This window comes from Azoarcus sp. PA01 (assembly GCA_001274695.2).
Taxonomy (GTDB): Bacteria; Pseudomonadota; Gammaproteobacteria; order Burkholderiales; family Rhodocyclaceae; genus Aromatoleum.
This window is the reverse complement of sequence record LARU01000004.1, coordinates 123,888-140,742: the sequence shown is the minus strand read 5'-3', so window position 1 is coordinate 140,742 and position 16,855 is coordinate 123,888. Positions and strand designations below refer to the sequence as shown.

General features: G+C 66.8%; 22 protein-coding genes. 2 read left to right on the top strand and 20 right to left on the bottom strand.

Annotated features, from left to right (window positions below; all coding sequences use genetic code 11):
* Positions 1 to 6: 6 nt before the first annotated feature.
* From PA01_12840 to PA01_12770, 16 genes are all read right to left on the bottom strand, one after another.
* Positions 7 to 411 (bottom strand): hypothetical protein, encoded by a 405-nt coding sequence (locus PA01_12840; protein ID KON79418.1) that lies wholly within the window; start codon positions 409 to 411, stop codon positions 7 to 9.
* The gene (locus PA01_12835; protein KAI5912316.1) at positions 408 to 2,981 is read right to left on the bottom strand and encodes a phage tail tape measure protein; all 2,574 of its coding nucleotides are present in this window, start codon (positions 2,979 to 2,981) and stop codon (positions 408 to 410) included. Before PA01_12835 ends, PA01_12840 begins: the two co-directional genes overlap by 4 nt.
* A gap of 57 nt (positions 2,982 to 3,038) precedes the next feature.
* Entirely contained in the window at positions 3,039 to 3,809 is a 771-nt protein-coding gene (locus tag PA01_12830) for a hypothetical protein (protein KON79417.1), read from the bottom strand.
* Positions 3,810 to 3,933: 124 nt separating this feature from the next.
* Positions 3,934 to 4,398: a hypothetical protein gene (locus PA01_12825; protein ID KON79416.1), complete on the bottom strand. Its 465-nt coding sequence runs from the start codon at positions 4,396 to 4,398 to the stop codon at positions 3,934 to 3,936.
* On the bottom strand, positions 4,395 to 4,991 hold the full coding sequence (locus PA01_12820) for a phage tail protein (GenBank protein ID KAI5912315.1): 597 nt from the start codon (positions 4,989 to 4,991) through the stop codon (positions 4,395 to 4,397). Before PA01_12820 ends, PA01_12825 begins: the two co-directional genes overlap by 4 nt.
* 32 nt (positions 4,992 to 5,023) lie before the next feature.
* Positions 5,024 to 5,320: a hypothetical protein gene (locus PA01_12815; protein ID KON79415.1), complete on the bottom strand. Its 297-nt coding sequence runs from the start codon at positions 5,318 to 5,320 to the stop codon at positions 5,024 to 5,026.
* Positions 5,320 to 6,306: a major capsid protein gene (locus PA01_12810; protein KON79414.1), complete on the bottom strand. Its 987-nt coding sequence runs from the start codon at positions 6,304 to 6,306 to the stop codon at positions 5,320 to 5,322. The genes PA01_12815 and PA01_12810 overlap by 1 nt, the downstream gene beginning before the upstream one ends.
* 12 nt (positions 6,307 to 6,318) lie before the next feature.
* Positions 6,319 to 6,669 carry a head decoration protein gene (locus PA01_12805; protein KON79413.1) on the bottom strand — a complete coding sequence of 117 codons (351 nt, stop codon included), beginning with the start codon at positions 6,667 to 6,669 and terminating at the stop codon, positions 6,319 to 6,321.
* Between the two features lie 6 nt (positions 6,670 to 6,675).
* Complete coding sequence (locus PA01_18975; GenBank protein KAI5912314.1) at positions 6,676 to 7,728, bottom strand: Clp protease ClpP; 1,053 nt, start codon at positions 7,726 to 7,728, stop codon at positions 6,676 to 6,678.
* A gap of 82 nt (positions 7,729 to 7,810) precedes the next feature.
* On the bottom strand, positions 7,811 to 8,074 hold the full coding sequence (locus PA01_12795) for a hypothetical protein (GenBank protein KON79412.1): 264 nt from the start codon (positions 8,072 to 8,074) through the stop codon (positions 7,811 to 7,813).
* Between the two features lie 45 nt (positions 8,075 to 8,119).
* Positions 8,120 to 8,443 (bottom strand): hypothetical protein, encoded by a 324-nt coding sequence (locus PA01_12790; GenBank protein ID KON79411.1) that lies wholly within the window; start codon positions 8,441 to 8,443, stop codon positions 8,120 to 8,122.
* Positions 8,443 to 8,592 carry a hypothetical protein gene (locus PA01_18970; GenBank protein KAI5912313.1) on the bottom strand — a complete coding sequence of 50 codons (150 nt, stop codon included), beginning with the start codon at positions 8,590 to 8,592 and terminating at the stop codon, positions 8,443 to 8,445. The genes PA01_12790 and PA01_18970 overlap by 1 nt, the downstream gene beginning before the upstream one ends.
* A 2-nt stretch (positions 8,593 to 8,594) precedes the next feature.
* Entirely contained in the window at positions 8,595 to 9,074 is a 480-nt protein-coding gene (locus tag PA01_12785) for a glycoside hydrolase family 108 protein (GenBank protein ID KON79410.1), read from the bottom strand.
* A complete protein-coding gene (locus PA01_12780; GenBank protein ID KON79409.1) occupies positions 9,071 to 9,391 on the bottom strand; it encodes a phage holin, lambda family in 321 nt (106 codons plus the stop codon). The genes PA01_12785 and PA01_12780 overlap by 4 nt, the downstream gene beginning before the upstream one ends.
* On the bottom strand, positions 9,384 to 10,841 hold the full coding sequence (locus tag PA01_12775) for a phage portal protein (protein ID KON79408.1): 1,458 nt from the start codon (positions 10,839 to 10,841) through the stop codon (positions 9,384 to 9,386). Before PA01_12775 ends, PA01_12780 begins: the two co-directional genes overlap by 8 nt.
* The gene (locus tag PA01_12770) at positions 10,841 to 11,056 is read right to left on the bottom strand and encodes a hypothetical protein (protein ID KON79407.1); all 216 of its coding nucleotides are present in this window, start codon (positions 11,054 to 11,056) and stop codon (positions 10,841 to 10,843) included. Before PA01_12770 ends, PA01_12775 begins: the two co-directional genes overlap by 1 nt.
* 141 nt (positions 11,057 to 11,197) lie before the next feature.
* Here PA01_12770 and PA01_12765 point away from each other — a divergent pair, with 141 nt between their 5' ends.
* Positions 11,198 to 11,611 (top strand): hypothetical protein, encoded by a 414-nt coding sequence (locus PA01_12765; protein KON79406.2) that lies wholly within the window; start codon positions 11,198 to 11,200, stop codon positions 11,609 to 11,611.
* Positions 11,612 to 11,996: 385 nt separating this feature from the next.
* Positions 11,997 to 12,581, top strand: a complete 585-nt coding sequence (locus tag PA01_18965; protein ID KAI5912312.1) for a DUF1566 domain-containing protein — start codon at positions 11,997 to 11,999, stop codon at positions 12,579 to 12,581.
* A 293-nt stretch (positions 12,582 to 12,874) separates the two neighbouring features.
* Here PA01_18965 and PA01_12760 read toward each other — a convergent pair whose 3' ends face one another.
* The 4 genes from PA01_12760 to PA01_12745 are packed head-to-tail and all read right to left on the bottom strand — an operon-like array spanning position 12,875 to position 16,471.
* Positions 12,875 to 14,935, bottom strand: coding sequence for a phage terminase large subunit family protein (locus PA01_12760; protein KAI5912311.1), 2,061 nt, complete (start codon positions 14,933 to 14,935; stop codon positions 12,875 to 12,877).
* The gene (locus PA01_12755; GenBank protein KON79405.1) at positions 14,935 to 15,591 is read right to left on the bottom strand and encodes a hypothetical protein; all 657 of its coding nucleotides are present in this window, start codon (positions 15,589 to 15,591) and stop codon (positions 14,935 to 14,937) included. Before PA01_12755 ends, PA01_12760 begins: the two co-directional genes overlap by 1 nt.
* Before the next feature lie 59 nt (positions 15,592 to 15,650).
* Positions 15,651 to 16,187: a hypothetical protein gene (locus tag PA01_12750; protein ID KON79404.1), complete on the bottom strand. Its 537-nt coding sequence runs from the start codon at positions 16,185 to 16,187 to the stop codon at positions 15,651 to 15,653.
* Positions 16,160 to 16,471 carry a hypothetical protein gene (locus tag PA01_12745; GenBank protein ID KON79403.2) on the bottom strand — a complete coding sequence of 104 codons (312 nt, stop codon included), beginning with the start codon at positions 16,469 to 16,471 and terminating at the stop codon, positions 16,160 to 16,162. Before PA01_12745 ends, PA01_12750 begins: the two co-directional genes overlap by 28 nt.
* Positions 16,472 to 16,855: the final 384 nt, after the last annotated feature.

Genomic DNA, 16,855 nt, shown 5'->3' with positions numbered 1-16,855 from the left:
GCGCAGTTACTCAGATAGGGTCGTGAATCGGAGTGTGGCCAGCACCCAGTCGGCGGGCAGCGGGTCGGCGTAGTGGACGAGCGGGCGGGCTTCGAACGGGCCGCCGTCGTGGTGGCGGAAAACGACGAGGTGCGGCGTGCCGCGCAGCGTGAGCGTCATGCGCTGGCCGGGGGTGTCGGCCCAGGCTTGCAGCTGCGCCATGTCGGCGCGGGTCATCCAGCCGGAGCGCTCGTCTTCGTTCTGCAGCGTGATCGGGCGGCCGGCGAGGCGTTGGGCGGTCTGGATGATGAGCGCGCCGGTGAGGCTGCGGCTCACAGACTGTTCGGTCGCGGCCCAGGTGTATTCGTCGCTCCACTGCAGGTCGGGGTCGAGGGCGAGCACGGTCGCGCCGACGGTGAGGGTGATCGTCATCGGGCGGACCTCGCCATGTCTTGCTCGAGCTGCTGGAGCATCGAGACCAGCGCCTGTGCGTCGGCGGCGCCGGCGGTATTGATGGTGCGGCGGGTGTTGCCGACGTTGACCGACACTTCATAGCGGGTGACGGTCTCGGGTGCGGCGGCCGGAGCGACGGCGGCGCGCTGGGGCGCCGGGCCGTAGCTGCTGCCCTGCCGTTCCTTGCGCATCTGCTCGGCGTCGACAGCTTCGGTCATACGTCCCAGCACCTTCGACACCCAGTCGGCACCGCTGACGGTCTTGCGCTCCATCGAGCGGCCGAGCTCGAGATAGAGCTGCTCGATTTCCTTGCGGAACGTGAGGCCACCGATTTGTTCGGCCCGGGCGTAGAGGGCGAGGAAGGGGCTGCTGTAGGACTTGCCGTCGCTGCCGCCGCCGGACGGCGGGTCGATGAGGTTGCCGTTCTCGTCCCACACGCCTTTGAGGCCGCTCGCCTCGCGCTTGATCATGCCGATTTTGCTGGCGACTTCTTCGGCTTTCTGGCGGAGGTGGTCCAGCGCGTTGGCGCCGTTGTCCATGCCGCGCACAATGGCCTTGCCGGTTTCGTCGGCTTCGATGCGGAGCTTGTACATTGCCGCTTCGGACTTGAGGGCTTCGTTCGCGACGCCGCCGTTCGCTTCGATCGCTTTTGCCGCATACGCGGCGAACGCGGCCTGGATGTCGCGCGCGGTCGCGGTGCCGCTGTTGCGGATGATGTCGAAATCACGCCTGGCATTCGCGGCGGCGGTTTCGAGGGCGGCTTGGCTCGTCACCCCCAAGCGGCTGAAGGCGGCCTCGACCTGCTGGGAGGCCGCTGCCGCGTCGGTGCCGAGGTCGCGCAGCTGCGGCGCAGCGGTGGCCGCAGCGCTGCCGGCCTTGGTGACTTCACCCGCGACAAACTGCGCGCCGTTGCCGAGGGCATCGAGCTGGTCGGCGCTCAAAGTCGCCTGCTCGCCGACCGTCTTGACCGCGGCGCCGGCGGCGCTCACTGCCGGCACGGCTTCGGCGGCCGAACTCGTGAGGGTCTTCCAGCCGTTCGCGGCTGTCTCGGCGCCAACGGCCGCGGCGCTGAACGCTTCGGTGCTCTTGCGCGCGAATTCGTCGGAGACGGCGTAGGCGGCCTGCGCTTCGGCCCGCATCGACGCGGCGGCCTGCGCGAATCCGTCTGACAGGCTGCCGAAGGTGATCTTCGATATTCCGTCGGAGATCAGCGCGAGATCGGCGAGGAACGCGGACGCGAGCCACGAGGCGCCTTCGCCGACCTTGTAGATCGCGGCGAGGACGGTGTTCAGGCCGGTGCTCATGACGCCATACGCAGTCTGCAACACGCCGCCGGCGGTCGTCGCGTGGTTGCCGATCGCGGTGAAGACTTCGCCGGCGCGCGCCGCGAACGCCTGCAGGTTCGCGGCGAGCTGGGTGAAATCGACTTTGGCGAAGAACTCGGCGGCCCACTTGCCGGCGGATTCGAACGCGGCCTTGATCGCGTTGCCGAACGCGGTCGCGGTGCCGTCGGTGACGAAGCCGCGCAGGCGCTCGGCGATCGCGTTGATCTGCCCCTTGAGGATGTCGAGCACCGGCGTGCCGAGCTTGATGAGCAGCGCATCCCAGGCGCTGCCGAAGCCTTTCGCGGCGCCGTCGAGGTTGTCGCTCATCACCGCGGCGAAGCTCTTGGCGCTGCCGGCGGATTCATCGAGCTTGGCTTTGAGCGCGTCGAGCGAGCCGATGCCCTGGTTCAACAGCGCGCGCAGCGCCGGGCCCGCTTCCTGGCCGACGGCGTTGATCGCCGCTTGCCCGGCCGGTCCGGCGGCGGCGAGCTGGCGCAGCGCCTGGTCGAAATCGTTCGTGATGATGCCGGCGGCGGCGAGCTCCTGGCGGAACTTCGAGGCCGGGTCGGAGAACTGCGCGAGGATGCTGTTCAACGCGGTGCCGGCGCGGGAGGCGTCGATGCCGGCGTCGGCGAACTTGCCGATGATCGCGACGGTCTGCTCGAGGCTCAACCCGAGGCTGTTCGCGAGCGGCGCGGCATAGCTGAGCGCCTGGGCGAGGCCGTCGACGGAGGTGTTCGAGGCGTTCGCGCCCATCGCCAATACGTCGGCGACGCGGCCCGCCTCGCTGAACGACAGGCCCATGCCGGCGACGGCCTTGCTGATGTAGTCGCTGGCGGTGCCCAGCTCGATGCCGCCCGCTGCGGCGAGGTCGAGCACGGCGGGCAAGGTCTTGACGGCGTCGGTCGCCGACAGCCCGGCTTTGGCGAGGTTTTCCAGTGCGCCGGCGGCTTCGACGCTGCTGTACTTGGTGGTGGCGCCGGCGGATTCGGCCGCTGCGCGCAGCGCGTCGAGCTCGCCGCCGGACGCGCCGGCGGCAGCCTGCACGGCGGACATCGCGGATTCGAATTCGCGCGCCGCGCCGACCGCGTCGCCGAAGAGCTTCGCGCTGAAGTACGTCGCGATGGCGGCCCCGACCGCAGCGACTTTGGTCTGCAGCGACGTGAAGACGCTCGACGCTTCGTCGCGGGCGCCGATGATGAGCTGGACTACTTTGTTCGCCATGGCCTGCCTGTGGGGGAGCCGGCCCGCTGCCTCCGCAGCGGGCTTTACGGGACGGGGTTACGCCGCGTCGCGCAGTTCGACGGTGAAGGGCTCGGTCTTGCCGACCGGAGTCTTCATGCGACCGGTCAGCGGCAGCTCGGCAAATTCGCTGGACAGGAAGTCGAAGGCGGCATCGGGGCTGATGATCCCCTCATGTACCGTGACAATGCAGGGCAGCTTGTCGGCAAAGTTGATGCCGTCGAGCACGAAACGGCCGCGGACTTCACTTTGCGTGGCGCCGCTAATGAGCGCGCCGGAGATCGCGCTGTAGGCGCCGAACACCTTGAGGGTAGCGCCGGCGGTGATACCGGCCCCATCCTTGACGCGCAGCCAGCCCAGACGCCAGTTGACGTCGTAATGCGTGCCCAGCGCGTACGTGGTGTCGCCGGCGGCATTCTTGACAGTGAAGCCCTCCTCCTGCCAGTTCTGGTGCGGGAGTTCCACCCAGCCGCCGAGGTCCGCGACGACCTCGAGGGCCGATCCTTCCGCGATCGTGCCCGCGGAGGTATTGATGATGGACTGGGTGCCCATCAGCGCGAGCGTGAGGCCTTCGCGATCGACCTCGCCGAAGGTCACCGCGAAGTCTGCTGGCTGGGGCAGTGGCACCGATTCGATAACCTGTCCGTACGTGTTGCGACCCTTGCTCGCCTTTTCCTTGATTTCGACGTTCGGCTTGCACTCCATCTTCTCGACTTCGTACGGGCCGTACATCGACATGAGTGCGCCGGTGAGCGGGTTGTAGCGCTGAACGTAGAGGTCTCCTGCGCCGAGGAATCCGCGTGCTGCCATAGTGTGTGCTCCTGTGACGATCCGCGCCGGGCGCGGTGAGGTGTACGGGTGATGTCAGGTGTACTTTCGGGCTTATGCAGACCGGCCGCCTGTGGCCGGATTTCGTCGGCCAGGCGCGCGCCGATCAGGGGGCACGCAGGTTTTCGACGTAGTCGACTTCGATTTCGACGACTGCGGAGACTTGCGCGAGGCCGTCCTCGCGGGCGCCGATGCTGCGCCCGGCGTAGCGGATTTCGCGGGCGAGGCCGGCGAGGTTCGCGGGCTCGGCGAAGAGCGCCCGCTTGAGGTCGGCGATGATCGCGTGGGCGGCGTCGTTGGGGTTGTTCGGGTCGCACGCGGCGTGGCCTTCGACGAGCAGCGGCAGGGTGAGCTTGACTTCGTGCCGGGCGCCGGCGTTGAGCAGGCGGTCTTCGCCTTCGACGAGGACGCAGCACGGCAGCGCATGGTGGTCGAGCCGGAGCCTGCCGCGGAACACGCGGGCGCCGATGTCGGTGAGGTAGCCGCCGGCGACGGTGATGCCGGCCAGGCGTGCGGTGACGGCGCGCGCGAGCTCGTCGGCGCGGCTGACGGGGTTTGCGGGGATGGTCATCGGTTCATTGCCTTGTCGACTTCGTGCTGGATCTGGCGCAGCAGCGCGGCTTCGAGTTCGGTCTCGATGGTCGGCACGAGGGCTTCGGCAACACCGTTGAAGAGCTGGTCGACGGACGGGCCGTACAGGTGCTTGATGTCGCGGCGCGCCGGGCCGGTGCGAATGAAGACGCCCATGCCGTTGCCACCGCCGACGTTGCCGGCGCGCAGCGGCATGAGAAACGCGCCGCGCATTTTCTTTCTGCCCCCGCCCTTCTTGACCCCTACCGAGATGCCGGCCTGTTTGCGGCCTGCGGGGATGCCGCGCAGGGTGTCGCCGCTCCCGCCGGACGCGGCGCGCGTCAGCTGGGATGCGCCATAGGTCGCAAGCCGCGTAGGACGCTGGCGGGCGCTGATCGTGGCGCCCGGTTTGGCGAGCGTGGCACTTTGCAGCGTCATGCGTTCACGCACGTAGGTGGCGGAAAGGCGCACCTGGCTGGTGATCGCGCGGCGCGCGCGGGTCATCGTCTTGGCTGCGACGCGGTTGATGGCGCGGGTTTGGGCGACCGCAATGGTCTTGCCCGCGTCGTCGAGCCCGCGCGCGATGTGGCGCATTTCGCGCAGGCTGCTTGCGGCGATTTCGATTTTCACGGGGCGGCCTTGCGCACGACGCACTCGACGGTGATGCCGTCGCCGCGCAGGATGCTGTCGATGATCCAGGCGGTGGCGCCGACCGTGAGGGCGTCGCCGGTACGCGGCGCAGTGGCGGCCATCAGCGTCGCGGTGGTGACGAGCTGCGCGACCTGGCCGTATTCGCCGATGATCTCGACACCTTCGCTGATGATGGCGACGACAGGCTCGCCGGCACGCAAAACCGCCTCGTCGCCGAAATGGGCGCCGAGGCGGGTTGCGGCGCGGGAGAAGGCTGCGCCGGTGCGGCTCATCAGTTGGTGGTGAGTTTGATGACTGCGCGCGGACGCGTGCAGATGTTCAGCGGGTTGGACTGCGCTTCGAGCTTGATACCACGCCCGCCTTCGGTTTCCCACTGCTTGGCGTACATCGGCTGGCCGAGGGTGCCGGCGGTTTCGACATAGTCGGCGGGGGCGAAAGCGGTGACGAAGAGATCCTGCACGCCTTCGGGCACGGCGAACGCTTCGGCGTCGGCGACCTTGACCGCGCTGGTGCCGCGGTAGCGCTCGAACACGATGCCGCCGAATTCGATTTCCTGCCGCGGGTCACCGCGCAGCGAGCCGGCCATCTGCGTGTTGAGATAGGTGTCGCGCACGAACGGGTGGTCGATGAGCTTGGACCAGAACGTCTTGCCGCAGAACGCCCGCACGCCGGAGAACGACAGGCCGCCGAGCGCGTCTTCGACCTTCTCGAGCACGTTCCCGCACAGCACGCGGACCTTGGTGTCGGCGGTGCCGAGCGCCATCGCTTCGGTTTGCTGCGACACGCCGAACTCGGTGAAAAGGCTGACGGCGTTGCCGGCGGCGTCGTAGTAGTTGCCCATGATCGCGGCGAGGCGGTGCGATTCGATCGTGTATTCGATCGTCGAGCGCATGGCGGCCAGACGCTGGGCGAGCAGCCGCGCGAGGGTCTCGACTTCCGATTCGCTGCCGAAGGCGCGGATGCCCGTGATTTCGTCGGCGCCGACGATGTCGTCCTGCTTGATCGACGGAATTTTGAAGCTCTTGACGGTGCGGCTACCGTGCTGCGCCGGGTTGGCCGGGGCGCCACGCTGGGACACCGGCAGCAGCGCGAGCACGCCGTCGTATTGCTCGATGAACGTGGTGAGGGTGTTCACCGGCTTGGCGACGAACAGACCGGACGCGCCGATGCGGCCGGGTTGGTACGGGACTGCCTGGATGGCAGAGGTGAGCGACGCGAGGGAAAACGCGTCGTTTTCGAAAACATTCAAACCGGGCATGCTGGAATCTCCTTATCGAACAATGACGCCGGCAGCGGCCAGGTCGGTGATGCCGGCAGCGTCGATGCCGGTGAGGTGGACTTCAGCGACTTCGGCGTCGCGGACGATGACGATGGCGGGCGTGTCGGCAGCGGTGGCGTCGACGGCGGCGTACAGCACCGCGGCGGCAGTGCCGAGGCCGGTGGTGGTGTCGAGGTCGTCGTAGGCGTCGTACTTGCCGGAGGCGGTGACGATGCCGAGCACGGTGCCGGCGGCCAGCGCGCCGGCACCGGAGACGACGGTGACCGCTTCGCGGCTGCGGGTGCCGGAGGCCTCCGAGATGAGGAATTCGCCCGTTTGCCGGGCTTCGGTGTAGGTTGCCATGTCGCGTTACTCCTTGGTCTGGCGAGGGGGGAAGATCTTGTTCCACACGGCGGCGCCGCCGGGCGCGGCCGCGTTGCCGGGGTGGGCCGGCAGATGGTTGCTGGTGTGCGTGGCTTCGTCGGCTTCGGCGAGCGCGTCGCAGAGGGCCTGGCGCGATTCGGCCAGCGTCTTGCGGGAGCGGATGAGACCCGCGGCGAGCGCGGGCTGCTTGGCGAACGCGCACAGGTCGCGAATCTCGCGGGCCTGTTCGATCGCGGCGCGCGCCTGGTCGGCGGTGGCGATCTGGTCGTCGAGCAGCCACGCGGCGACGTGGTCGCCGAGACCGTGGGCGACGGCTATGGTGTTGATCTGGGTCGCGAGTGTCACGTGGGCCGGGTCAGGGTTTCCGGCGGCGGCGGCCGGGTCGCCAGATGCGGGATCACCTCCTTCGTCTGCGGTCGATTCAATCTGCTGGATCTTCGCGAGCACCGCGGCGGGGATGCCGAGGGCGCAGGCGAAAGCGTGGGCGGCGGCGGACTTCTTGCCGATCGCCTCGACGGTGTCGCAGAAGCCGTGCTCGAGCGCTTCGGCGGCCGTCATGTAGGTGTCTTCGTCGAGCAGCGCGCGGATCTCGTCGGCGCTCTTGCCAGTGCGCGCAACGTAGGTTTCGAGCAGCGCGGCTTCGAAGGCTTCGAGGTCGTCCGCGGCCTTGCGCAGATCCTTGGCCGTGCCGGCGGCGTAGTTCCACGGGTTGTGGATCATCATCACGGTGTTGGCCGGCATGATGATCTCGTCGCCGGCCATCGCGATGATCGAGCCCGAGGACATGGCGACGCCGTCGACCCGGACGGTGACGCGGGCGGCGTGGGCGCGCAGGAAGTTGAAGATGGCGAGCGCATGATCGACTTCGCCGCCGCGGCTGTTGATGCGGACGGTGAGTTCCTTGACGTCGCCGAGCGCTTCGACCTGGGCGATGAAGTCGCGGTCATTGACGCCCCATTCGCCGATGTAGCCACGAATGGCGACTTCGGCGGGAGCTTCGGCAGTCGCAGCGGCGACGGTGAACCAGCTTTTCGGCATGGCCGGATTCCTTGAATTACGGTTTTACGAATGGTGCGGCGAGCGGCGATGTGGCGCCTGTGGGCGGATTTCGGCGCGGGGCTCAGTCGGCCTGCTTGAACACGCCGGTGGCGTTGTAGAGGCTGACGACGGCGGCGACGGTGCGCTCGAGCGCGGGCCACAGTTGTTCGAAAGCGACGGTGGCGCCGGTGACGGTGCTGTAGGCGGCTTCGATGGTCTGGCGCAGCAGCGCGAGCTTGGCGGCGCCGTTGCCACCGGCAGGCAGCGCGTCTTCGATGGCGCGGACGACTTCGAGGATCAGCGGCAGCAGCGAGAGGATGAGCTTGAGAGTCTGCAGGGCTTGCATGGGGGTGGCTCCTAGTGGGTGCAGACGAGAGTCAGCATCGCGCCGTCAAGGCTCGATACGAGGGTCGTCGGGTCGGTCAATGAGATCGGGGAATGGGGGTCGAACAGCGGGTGGATGCCGGGGTGGCAGGCCCACTTTGGTGCTGGTGGCGGTGGTGGCCCATGCGTTGAACAGGCCGACGACAGCAGCAATGCCGCCAACAATCGCAGCGATGTCGTCATTGCTGATGTCCATCGGGTAGAGGACGAGCGCCGCGCCGAGCAGGCCGACAAGCGCGTTGATCAGGTTTTGCCGGCGCTTCCAGACGGCGGGGTCGGCGAGGCTGGCGCCGTGGCGCAGCGCGGCGAATGCGGCGGCGAGCTTGTGCATCACGCGCCCCACCAGAAGCGGAACAGCATGCGCTGCCACGCGCAGGCGATGCGGAGATTGCTGGACGTGACCGACTCGACCGCCTCATGCCAGCGGCACGACTGGGATACGGCCGGCTTGACGGGAAACGGGATGACTTTGGCGAGCATGTCTAGGTCTCCTGCAGGTTTGCGGCGATGCGCCGGGCCCAGCCGCGGCCGAAGACGGGCCAGGTCGGCAAGCCGGCGAGGAAGCGCAGCCGGTGCGCGTTGAAGCGGGCGACGGCGGTGCCGGGGTCGGCGCGGCGGGCGCAGGCGATGGTTTTTGCGCCGATGATGCCGTCGGGGTGGGCGCCGACGGCGCGTTGCAGCCACAGCGCGGCCTGCGCGGTGCCTGAATTGACTGCCGCATCGAATACATGCATGCGCAGCCAGCCGGGCAGCTGGTCGCATTGGCAGGCGTCCCAGTACGAGGCGCGATAGATGATCCGGGCGAATTCAGCGGGCAGCTCGCGCATCAGGCCGTGGTAGCCGTGGGCGCGGGCGACGCGCTCGGTGATGCCCCATCGCGTGGCGCCGCCGGTGTCTGCCGCGTGGTCGCTGAAACCGCCTTCGTGGCTGAGGACGCGGGCGAAAGCTTCGTCAAACGTCATGTCTCGAGATCCTTTATGCGCTGTTCGCCGATGCGGGTCGCCCAGGCGCGCACGGTGTCGGCGCCGAGCAGGCCGATGGCGCCGCCGGCGAACGTGCTGTAGTCGCCTTGGATGCCGAGCGCTTCGGCGAGCGAGGCGATGCTCAGGGCGATGGCGCCGCACAGCGTGCATTCGAGCAGCCGCCGCACGATCGACGGTTCGCGACCGTCGTACATCACGCGGATCAGGGCGACGGCGGCGCCGACGATCGCGGCGCGGATCGGGTCGGGGAGTGCGTCCCACAGCGCGGCCCACAGGCTGAGGTATTTGTCAGGCATCGGCGGGGCCCGGCGGGGTGAGCTTGAGGCGGGTTTCGCGGGCGCGATCTTCGGCGCGTTCGGCGTCGACCTCCTCCGGGTCGTCGCCGCGCTCGGTGATGATCTGGCTGCGGGATTTGAAGCCCGCTTCCTTCTCCATCTTCTTGGCCTGAACGTCCTGCGTGGGGTGGATGTAGGCCCAGCCGTGCGGCGCCCAGGTGACGTTGCGGGCTTCGCGCGCTTCGTCCGGGGTGAGCACGCCGGAAAGGCCTGCGGCGGCGGCCCAGGCGTCGCGCACCGGCGCGCAGAGCATGGGGATGAGGATCTGCCACTGGCGTTGTTCGCAGTGCCGCCGGAATTCGTTGATGACGACGCGCAGGGTGCGGTCTGATACGTCGCGGATGTCGCCGGTGAGGAGCTCGTAGGGCGTGCCCTGCCCGGCCGAAACACCCAAGTGTTGCTGCCGCATGAATTCGCCGTAGTTGGCGCCGGCGTCCGGGGGATCGCTGAACTTGGGTTCCTCGCCGGGAGCGAGTTCCATGCTGATGCCCGGCTCGAGCGCGGCGAGCGGCGCGCCGCTGGTGTCGTACTGGATCGCGGTGCCGGTGACCGGGTCGATGGCGGCATCGGTGCTGCCGCTGGCCGGGCGGGTGATCAGCAGCGTGAAGAGGTTGGCAAGTTTTTGGCGCTCGAGCACGGCGTCGTCGAAGTCCATGACGCCGCGCAGCTTGGCGAGGATCGGCGCGAACTCGGAGACACCGCGCAGCTGGCCGGGGCGCAGCGGCTCGAAGAGATGGCGGACGCTGGCGGCGTCGACGCGAGCGAGGTCGGTGAGGCTGATCGAGCCGGAGAAGGTGTCGCCGGGGTGTTCGCGGTGCATCCAGTAGGCGACGCGGCGCCCGATGCGGTCGAACTCGATGCCGGAGCGGATGCGGTTGCCGTTGGGGAGGTCCTGGTCGAGCATCGGGACCATGTCGGATTCGAGGAGCTGGATCTGCAGCGGGACCGGCAGGCCGTCCTCGAGCCGGCGCGGGCGCAGGCGGATGAAGACTTCGCCGGAGACGACCCAGCTGCGGGTGGCGAGGGTCTGCAGGCCGTAGAAGTCGAGGATGCCGTCGGCGTCGGCGAGGTTGGCCCAGTCGTCCCACAGCGCAACGAGGCGCGCCTTAAGGGCGGCATCTTTGGTGCGCGGGCGCGGGAGGATGCCGACGCCGACGAGGTTGGTCGTCCAGACGCGCGCGCCGGAGGCGCCGGCCCATTCGTTGCGGCTGGCATCGCGGCTGCGGTTGCGGATCGTCGGCAGGCCGGTGATGGCGCGGTTCGGGCCGCTGCTCGGCGCCGACCAGCCGCGCATGCGGCGACCGTGGCCGGCGGCGTCGTAGCGAGCCTGGACGGTGAGCGCGGCGCCCTGCCCGGCCGTGGCCGGGACGACGCGGCGGGGACTGTTGCGCTTGCCGTTGCGCTTGGCCATCAGTCGAAGCCTCGGCCGGCGTGGTAGAGCTTGGTGATGCGCGGACGGACGCGGCCGGACTCGGTCGCGAGTTGCTGCAGGGCGTCGTCGCGGGCGATCTTCAGCTCGGCGACGGAGCGGTATTCGACGGTCTTGCCGTCAGCAAAGCGCACCATCCGCTCGCCCTGGCGAATGGCGGCGTTGAGAGCGTCGATGTCGGATTGGGTGACGGGCATGGCGCAACCTGTGAAGGATTGCGCCAAGGATCGCGCGCGCGGGCACGGGGTGCCTGTGGGTGGATTTCAGCTATGCAGGGCGACAGCGGCAGGCGGGAGCGAGTGCTAGAGTGGGTGAAAGGACTCGCGCCGGAGGAGACCATGGAAACCGAGAGTCGGCAGTCATTCGTCCGCTCCATTCTCGCGAAGGTTTCGCTCGGAGTTGCAGCGGCGATTCCAGTGGCAACTTTCGTAAGCGGCGGAGCATCGCTATCGGAACAGAATCTTGAGCCAGGCTCCTGCATCGTCCGGCACGAGTTTGAGCTCCTCGGGATCGTTGCGGCCAAGTTCGATTCGTATGACCGGGAGTGCGGCGAAGCTCAGGCGGTCTTGGCCATCATGAACGCAGGCACCGGCGACCCTCGCGACATAGGGATGATCGCCGTTGCGATCGAAGCATGGAGTCGGAAGCATCCCCGCATCGCCGAATTGGTCGAGGATATCAGGGGGCAGATAACGGCGGGAGAGGTCCCTCGCCCACTCACCCCCGTTAAGCCGGAGCAAATGGACCGCTGATCGAAGCACAGCGGGTAAAGTCCGACGGTAATACTAGCACTACGAACGGCTACTCCAGAACTTACAAGGCGGCGACGGCGGGCACGATGCTCGCAGAGGGCGCGGGGAGAAAGTGCGCAGCAGGTGACCGCGCCTTTTCTTTGCGCTCCGGCGCCAACCGCAATCTCGCAGCCTCTTTCGGTTGAATTCCAGCGCGCACTGTGCGGGCGACGCCGTGCAATGCTCCCGCGTTGTCGATATTTTTTACAGTCGCAGATGATTTGTTACCGTACCCCTATCGGCTACTCTTGTAACAGTTTGAATAATATGTGATATATATAACCGCACAACATCCAGGCTCATTTTTTGATAACGAAAACGTCATTATCTTCTTGTCGGTATTTATATGCACAACGTGCTTTTGGTCGGCGCTGCATCCCTGTTAATAATCGGCCATGATGCCGCGTCCGCAGCTCTGTTCGACCGAGGCGGCGGGCTCATTTATGACAGCGTGTTGAATGTCACTTGGTTGCAAGACGCGAACTACGCAAAAACGTCTGGGTATGACTCTGACGGAAGAATGACATGGAGCGAGGCGACGAATTGGGTATCTGGGCTTCAATTTTATGATGAGAAACGAAAAGTTTACTATGATGATTGGCGGTTGCCGACTGCCGGGCCGGTAAATGGCGACACGTACGTTTATAGTTGGAGTTATGACGGTTCTAGTGACTGGGGGTATAACATCGCCGCGCCGGGTTCCGTCTACGCCGGGAGCACGACAAATGAAATGGCTCATCTGTTTTACATTTCCTTGGGTAACCAGGGACTCTGCGACGCCGCGACTTCCACCCGTAGCACTTGCCAACAGCTAGAAAGTGGCTGGGGTACGGACAGCCCCGGACCCTTTATCAACATTCAAGCGGATCTCGCAGACAGTTACTATTGGACAGGCACTCGCGGAAACCCTGATTTTTCCGAGCTCACTTGATTTTAGTTTTTACCATGGTGGACAAGGGAGCCATTACACCGGCAGTGATTTGTACAGGCCGGTTTCCTATCTTTCGGCATGGGCTATCCGTGACGGTGATATCCTTGCGGTACCGTCGCCCAGCACCATTGTGTTGTTGGCCGCCGGACTCCTAGGATTGATCATCCGGAGACGCTAGCGTTCGGCAGCGAGATGACCGCGATCGGCCGTGGCGGTCAAAATAGCCGCCCTCCCCTGACGACCGTAGGCAAGGGGAATGCGCCGGCGCTTGATGCATCCCGACGATGAGCTCGTCACCTCATCAGATAGCCCGATCGCGCTACGCGCCGCGAGGCGACTACCGCACGGGGCAAAGGCGCAGGGGCCGGCGCCGACGAAGCGCGCATACCAGTGAGCTCACTTGCGCTGCCTTGCGCGGTCTCGCATTCCATCACCGGTTCCGCCGGGGCCTCCTCCGCTTCTTGGTTAGCGATAGGCTCCGCCTTGATTTCCTCGGGCGGAAGCGGGGCGGACAACGTGCGCTCCAGTAGATCAGCCTGGTGCAGCCGCTGTTCGCATTCCGCCCACCGAGGCTCACCCCACCGATTGACACCGAGCCGCACGCCGGCGGCGTAGGCATAGACGAGGGTGTCCCACGCTTCGTTGCGCACGCCGGGGACAGGCACCCAGCGGCGATAGACCACGCCGTTCTGGAAGCGCTTGACGAGCTTTTCGGAAGCGAGCTGCTCGAAGTACTCGTCGGGCAGCCAGTCGCCGAAGTGGATGAAGTTCTTGCCCGGCGTTTCGAGGCGCAGCCGGGCGGAGAGCGTGTTCTTGATCTGGCTGACGCCGATGACCCAAAGCAGGTCGCCGTTCTTGACACGCTTGCCGCCCTGGTCGACTTCGCGGGCGCTCGGCGGTGGCATGATCGGCGCGTCGAAGGGCTTGGCGCCCTTGATGGCGAACACCATGCGGCCGGCCTTGCCGCGGCAGAACTTGTGGACTTCGTTGGTGGTGTGGCCGTCGGAGGCGTCGATCGCGCACGCGGCGATGCGCATCTCGGCGCCGTTCTGGTAGCGCAGCGGCGTCTGCAGCCAGGTGTCGAGATCCTGCCAGACCTGCGCTTGCAGCGGGTCGCCCCAGATGATGTGGTAGTCGACGACCCAGGCTTCCTCGTGCCGGCCGATCGCGAGCGTGTGGCATTCGAGGCGGTTGTGCTGGACGTCGACGCCGGCGGTGAGGATGAGGCCGCCGTACGGGACCATACGGTGGTCGTAGCGCTCGGCGCGGGCTTTGATCGCGGAGACGGTGGCGCGCTCGCCCTGCTGCTCGTAGGCTTCGCCGAGGTCCATGTTCGTGACTTTCTTGAGCAGGGTGTCGTCGCCGCGCGCGGCGAGCGCGAGGGCCTGCTCCCAGTCGGCTGCGATGTCGCTCCAGCTGCGCCAGCCGATCGGCGAGTAGAGGCCGGGACAGTGGTAGCCGCGGGTGCGCGGGCGCTTGCTGACGGCGGTCGGCCGCCATTCGACGCGCTCGAGCATCCAAGTCTTGTGGTGCTCTTCGATCTCGGCGCCGCAGTCCTGGCAGACGAGGCGCGCTTGTTCCGGGTGGCCGGTCGGCCAGCGGATGTTCTCCCAGCGGATGTGGTCCATGTGGCCGCAGTGCGGGCACGGGACGAAGGCGCGGCGCTGATCGGTCTCGTCGTAGTCGACCATGATGCGGCTCTCGTCCTTGTTGCCGGGGGTCGAGAGCTTGAAGATCTTGCGGTTGCGCTTGAACGTGTCGGTGCGCTTGACGGCCATCCCGATCGGGTCGCCCTGGCCATCGACGTCGCGCGGGTAGCGATCGATCTCATCGAGGACGAGGTAGCGGATCGCGCGGGACTGCAGCCCCTGCGCGGAGTTGGCGCCGGTAACGGCGAGGAATCCGCCGGGGAAGCGCTTGTGCTTGACGGTGTTGCCGCCGTCGCGGCTCTTGGCTTCAGCGACGCGGCGCTTGAGGATCGGCGTGTATTCGATGAGCGGGTTGATGCGCTCGCGCACGTAGTCTTTCGCGGCATCGACGGTCGGCTGCACCATCATCGAACGGCCGGGCGCGATGTGCATCACGTAGCCGAGGAAGTTGTTCGCGGTCTCGGAGCCGGAAATCTGGCCGCCCTTCACGAGGACGACTTCGTCGATGTCGGAGCCCGGGGAGAGGTCGCGCATGATGTCGCGCATGAAGGGCGTGCGCGACAGGCGGAATTTGCCGGGCTCGGCGCTATCGGGCGGGAGGTAGCGGTATTGCTCGGCCCATTCGTCGACGTCGATGTCCGGATCGGGCATCAGGCCGGCGCACCAGGCGGCGCCGACGGCGGCGCAGGCGGACGGATGGGCCATCAGAGGGCGAGCTCCTCTTGCGCGGGTTCGTCGTCGCCATCCTCGAGCTCGGCGCCGAGCTGGCCCGCGGCGTCGGCGGCGGATTCGAGTGCCTGGCGAATCTCGTCGGCCAGCAGTCGCCCGCACTCGCCGGGGTCGGTGCAGACCGCGAGCGTGTCCTGCAGCCGCGGCGGGATCGCCATCATCGCGTCGCGGATCTGGCGCGCCATCTCGAACTGCGTCTTGTGGACTCCGTCAGCATCGAGGAGGCGCGACTCCTGCTCGGCATTCGCAAGGCGGCGCTTCAGCAGGTCTTCGACAACGACGTAGAACTGGGCCTCGTCGAAGTTTCGGGGGATCGCGTGGCGGATCGCCTCGAGGGCCTGACCGGCGGGGAGTCCCCCGAGGTCGGCCGGCGGCAGGGTCGGAATGCCGGCAGGCAGGGACGACGCAGTATCGCCCGACGTGGCGGGTTCGCTCTTGCGGCGCTGGCCCTTGCCGCGCTGGCTCTGCAGCTTGTTGATCTTCTCGCGCAGCACCACGTCCGCGTAGTCCGGATCGATCTTGCCTTCGATCGCCACCAGCTTGCCGCTGCGGATGTGGTAATCGACGGTCGTGTGAGCGAGGCCGCGGGACTTCGCGTAACCCCGGACGGACATCAATTCCTTGGCTGCCATGTTCGAATCGTTGCCTTGTTCAGTGTTGTGTTCAGGAAACTGTTAGAACCGCTCAAACCCTAGAAACTAGCGAGATTTCGGGGCTCTACGTCCCCGCGTGGGGCGGTGGTCACAGGGGCCCCCGGCCGTCCGTCGCGGTCGTCGATCGGCAGCTCGAACTGGTCGGCGCGGCGCTGCTCGACCTCGGGCACCTGCGGCCAGCCTTTGCGACGCAGGATCATCGGCAGCACCCCCATACGCTCCGCACGACGACGGATCGAGCGAACGTTCGACGTCGTCATGCGAAACCGGTTGGCGACGTAGCGCTCGCTGTATCCATCACTGAGCAGCGTCGTGACTTCGCGGTTGCGCCGGGCTCGCATGTAGATGTCGCCGGCCGGAAGATCGATCGTCTGCCCGCCGAACACCGCGACCAGTTCGGCGAACGCATCGCGCCCGAGCAGTTGCGCGATGACATGGTTCGGGTGCGCGATATCCGGCACGTACAGCGACCGCCCGCCGAGCCATCCCGACATCTCACACGTCGCCTCGAAGCCGATCACTTCACAGATCTGTTGCAGCATGCTCTTCACCGCTTTCCCCTTGTTCGCATCCATTCGCGATTCAGCGCCCGGACCGACGCCTCGTCGTGCCATTCACCTGCCTCTTGCGCCCGGAACTTCGCATGCTCCGCCTGAAGTTCCGCCAGCCGGCGCCCTGCCCTTTGCCGCAGCCAAGCCGCGCCCGCGACGAGCCCTTCGTTGTTGCCGGAAGCCAGATGCGCCTTCACGATCGCACTCACCTCCCCGATCTCCTCCATGCTCCACCCTTCCCGCTCCAGCGCCGGACTCACGAACCGAAGATCGGCCCGCATCGCGTCCAGAATTGCCGGGTCAAACATCCGTCCAACCCATGAAAACAAGGTTGGACGGCGAGGTTGGACGGCTGAAACCCTTATGGCTGCTGCCTTTGTCCAACCGTCCAACCTTGTCCAAGGGAATTTGAAAGACCTCAGGAGAAAAAACCGACACCGCGCACACGCGTATACGCGCACGCGGGCGCACACGTCGCGCGGCTGGGCTGGACGAGGTCGGACGGTTGGACGAAGCCAGTAACGGCGCGGCTTTGAGCCGTCCAACCTCGCCGTCCAACCTTGTTTTCATAGGTTGGACGGATGCGCCCTCACACGCAGCGACAAGCCCCCGCCCTTTTCCGGACGCGATCCCCTCGAGGAAGCGCGCCGATCCCTGGGCGACAGGGCCAGCTTGCATGTGACGACGATGGG

Bases quoted from the DNA above. Each gene is read 5' to 3' on its own strand.
- PA01_12810 (KON79414.1), bottom strand. From the start codon at position 6,306: ATGCCCGGTTTGAATGTTTTCGAAAACGACGCGTTTTCCCTCGCGTCG.
- PA01_12835 (KAI5912316.1), bottom strand. From the start codon at position 2,981: ATGGCGAACAAAGTAGTCCAGCTCATCATCGGCGCCCGCGACGAAGCG.
- PA01_12765 (KON79406.2), top strand. From the start codon at position 11,198: ATGGAAACCGAGAGTCGGCAGTCATTCGTCCGCTCCATTCTCGCGAAG.
- PA01_12770 (KON79407.1), bottom strand. From the start codon at position 11,056: ATGCCCGTCACCCAATCCGACATCGACGCTCTCAACGCCGCCATTCGC.
- PA01_12825 (KON79416.1), bottom strand. From the start codon at position 4,398: ATGACCATCCCCGCAAACCCCGTCAGCCGCGCCGACGAGCTCGCGCGC.
- PA01_12820 (KAI5912315.1), bottom strand. From the start codon at position 4,991: ATGCGCCACATCGCGCGCGGGCTCGACGACGCGGGCAAGACCATTGCG.
- PA01_12760 (KAI5912311.1), bottom strand. From the start codon at position 14,935: ATGGCCCATCCGTCCGCCTGCGCCGCCGTCGGCGCCGCCTGGTGCGCC.
- PA01_12750 (KON79404.1), bottom strand. From the start codon at position 16,187: ATGGATGCGAACAAGGGGAAAGCGGTGAAGAGCATGCTGCAACAGATC.
- PA01_12780 (KON79409.1), bottom strand. From the start codon at position 9,391: ATGCCTGACAAATACCTCAGCCTGTGGGCCGCGCTGTGGGACGCACTC.
- PA01_12745 (KON79403.2), bottom strand. From the start codon at position 16,471: ATGTTTGACCCGGCAATTCTGGACGCGATGCGGGCCGATCTTCGGTTC.
- PA01_12795 (KON79412.1), bottom strand. From the start codon at position 8,074: ATGCAAGCCCTGCAGACTCTCAAGCTCATCCTCTCGCTGCTGCCGCTG.
- PA01_12805 (KON79413.1), bottom strand. From the start codon at position 6,669: ATGGCAACCTACACCGAAGCCCGGCAAACGGGCGAATTCCTCATCTCG.
- PA01_12755 (KON79405.1), bottom strand. From the start codon at position 15,591: ATGGCAGCCAAGGAATTGATGTCCGTCCGGGGTTACGCGAAGTCCCGC.
- PA01_12815 (KON79415.1), bottom strand. From the start codon at position 5,320: ATGAGCCGCACCGGCGCAGCCTTCTCCCGCGCCGCAACCCGCCTCGGC.
- PA01_12830 (KON79417.1), bottom strand. From the start codon at position 3,809: ATGGCAGCACGCGGATTCCTCGGCGCAGGAGACCTCTACGTTCAGCGC.
- PA01_18965 (KAI5912312.1), top strand. From the start codon at position 11,997: ATGCACAACGTGCTTTTGGTCGGCGCTGCATCCCTGTTAATAATCGGC.
- PA01_18975 (KAI5912314.1), bottom strand. From the start codon at position 7,728: ATGCCGAAAAGCTGGTTCACCGTCGCCGCTGCGACTGCCGAAGCTCCC.
- PA01_12840 (KON79418.1), bottom strand. From the start codon at position 411: ATGACGATCACCCTCACCGTCGGCGCGACCGTGCTCGCCCTCGACCCC.
- PA01_12785 (KON79410.1), bottom strand. From the start codon at position 9,074: ATGACGTTTGACGAAGCTTTCGCCCGCGTCCTCAGCCACGAAGGCGGT.
- PA01_18970 (KAI5912313.1), bottom strand. From the start codon at position 8,592: ATGCTCGCCAAAGTCATCCCGTTTCCCGTCAAGCCGGCCGTATCCCAG.
- PA01_12790 (KON79411.1), bottom strand. From the start codon at position 8,443: ATGCACAAGCTCGCCGCCGCATTCGCCGCGCTGCGCCACGGCGCCAGC.
- PA01_12775 (KON79408.1), bottom strand. From the start codon at position 10,841: ATGGCCAAGCGCAACGGCAAGCGCAACAGTCCCCGCCGCGTCGTCCCG.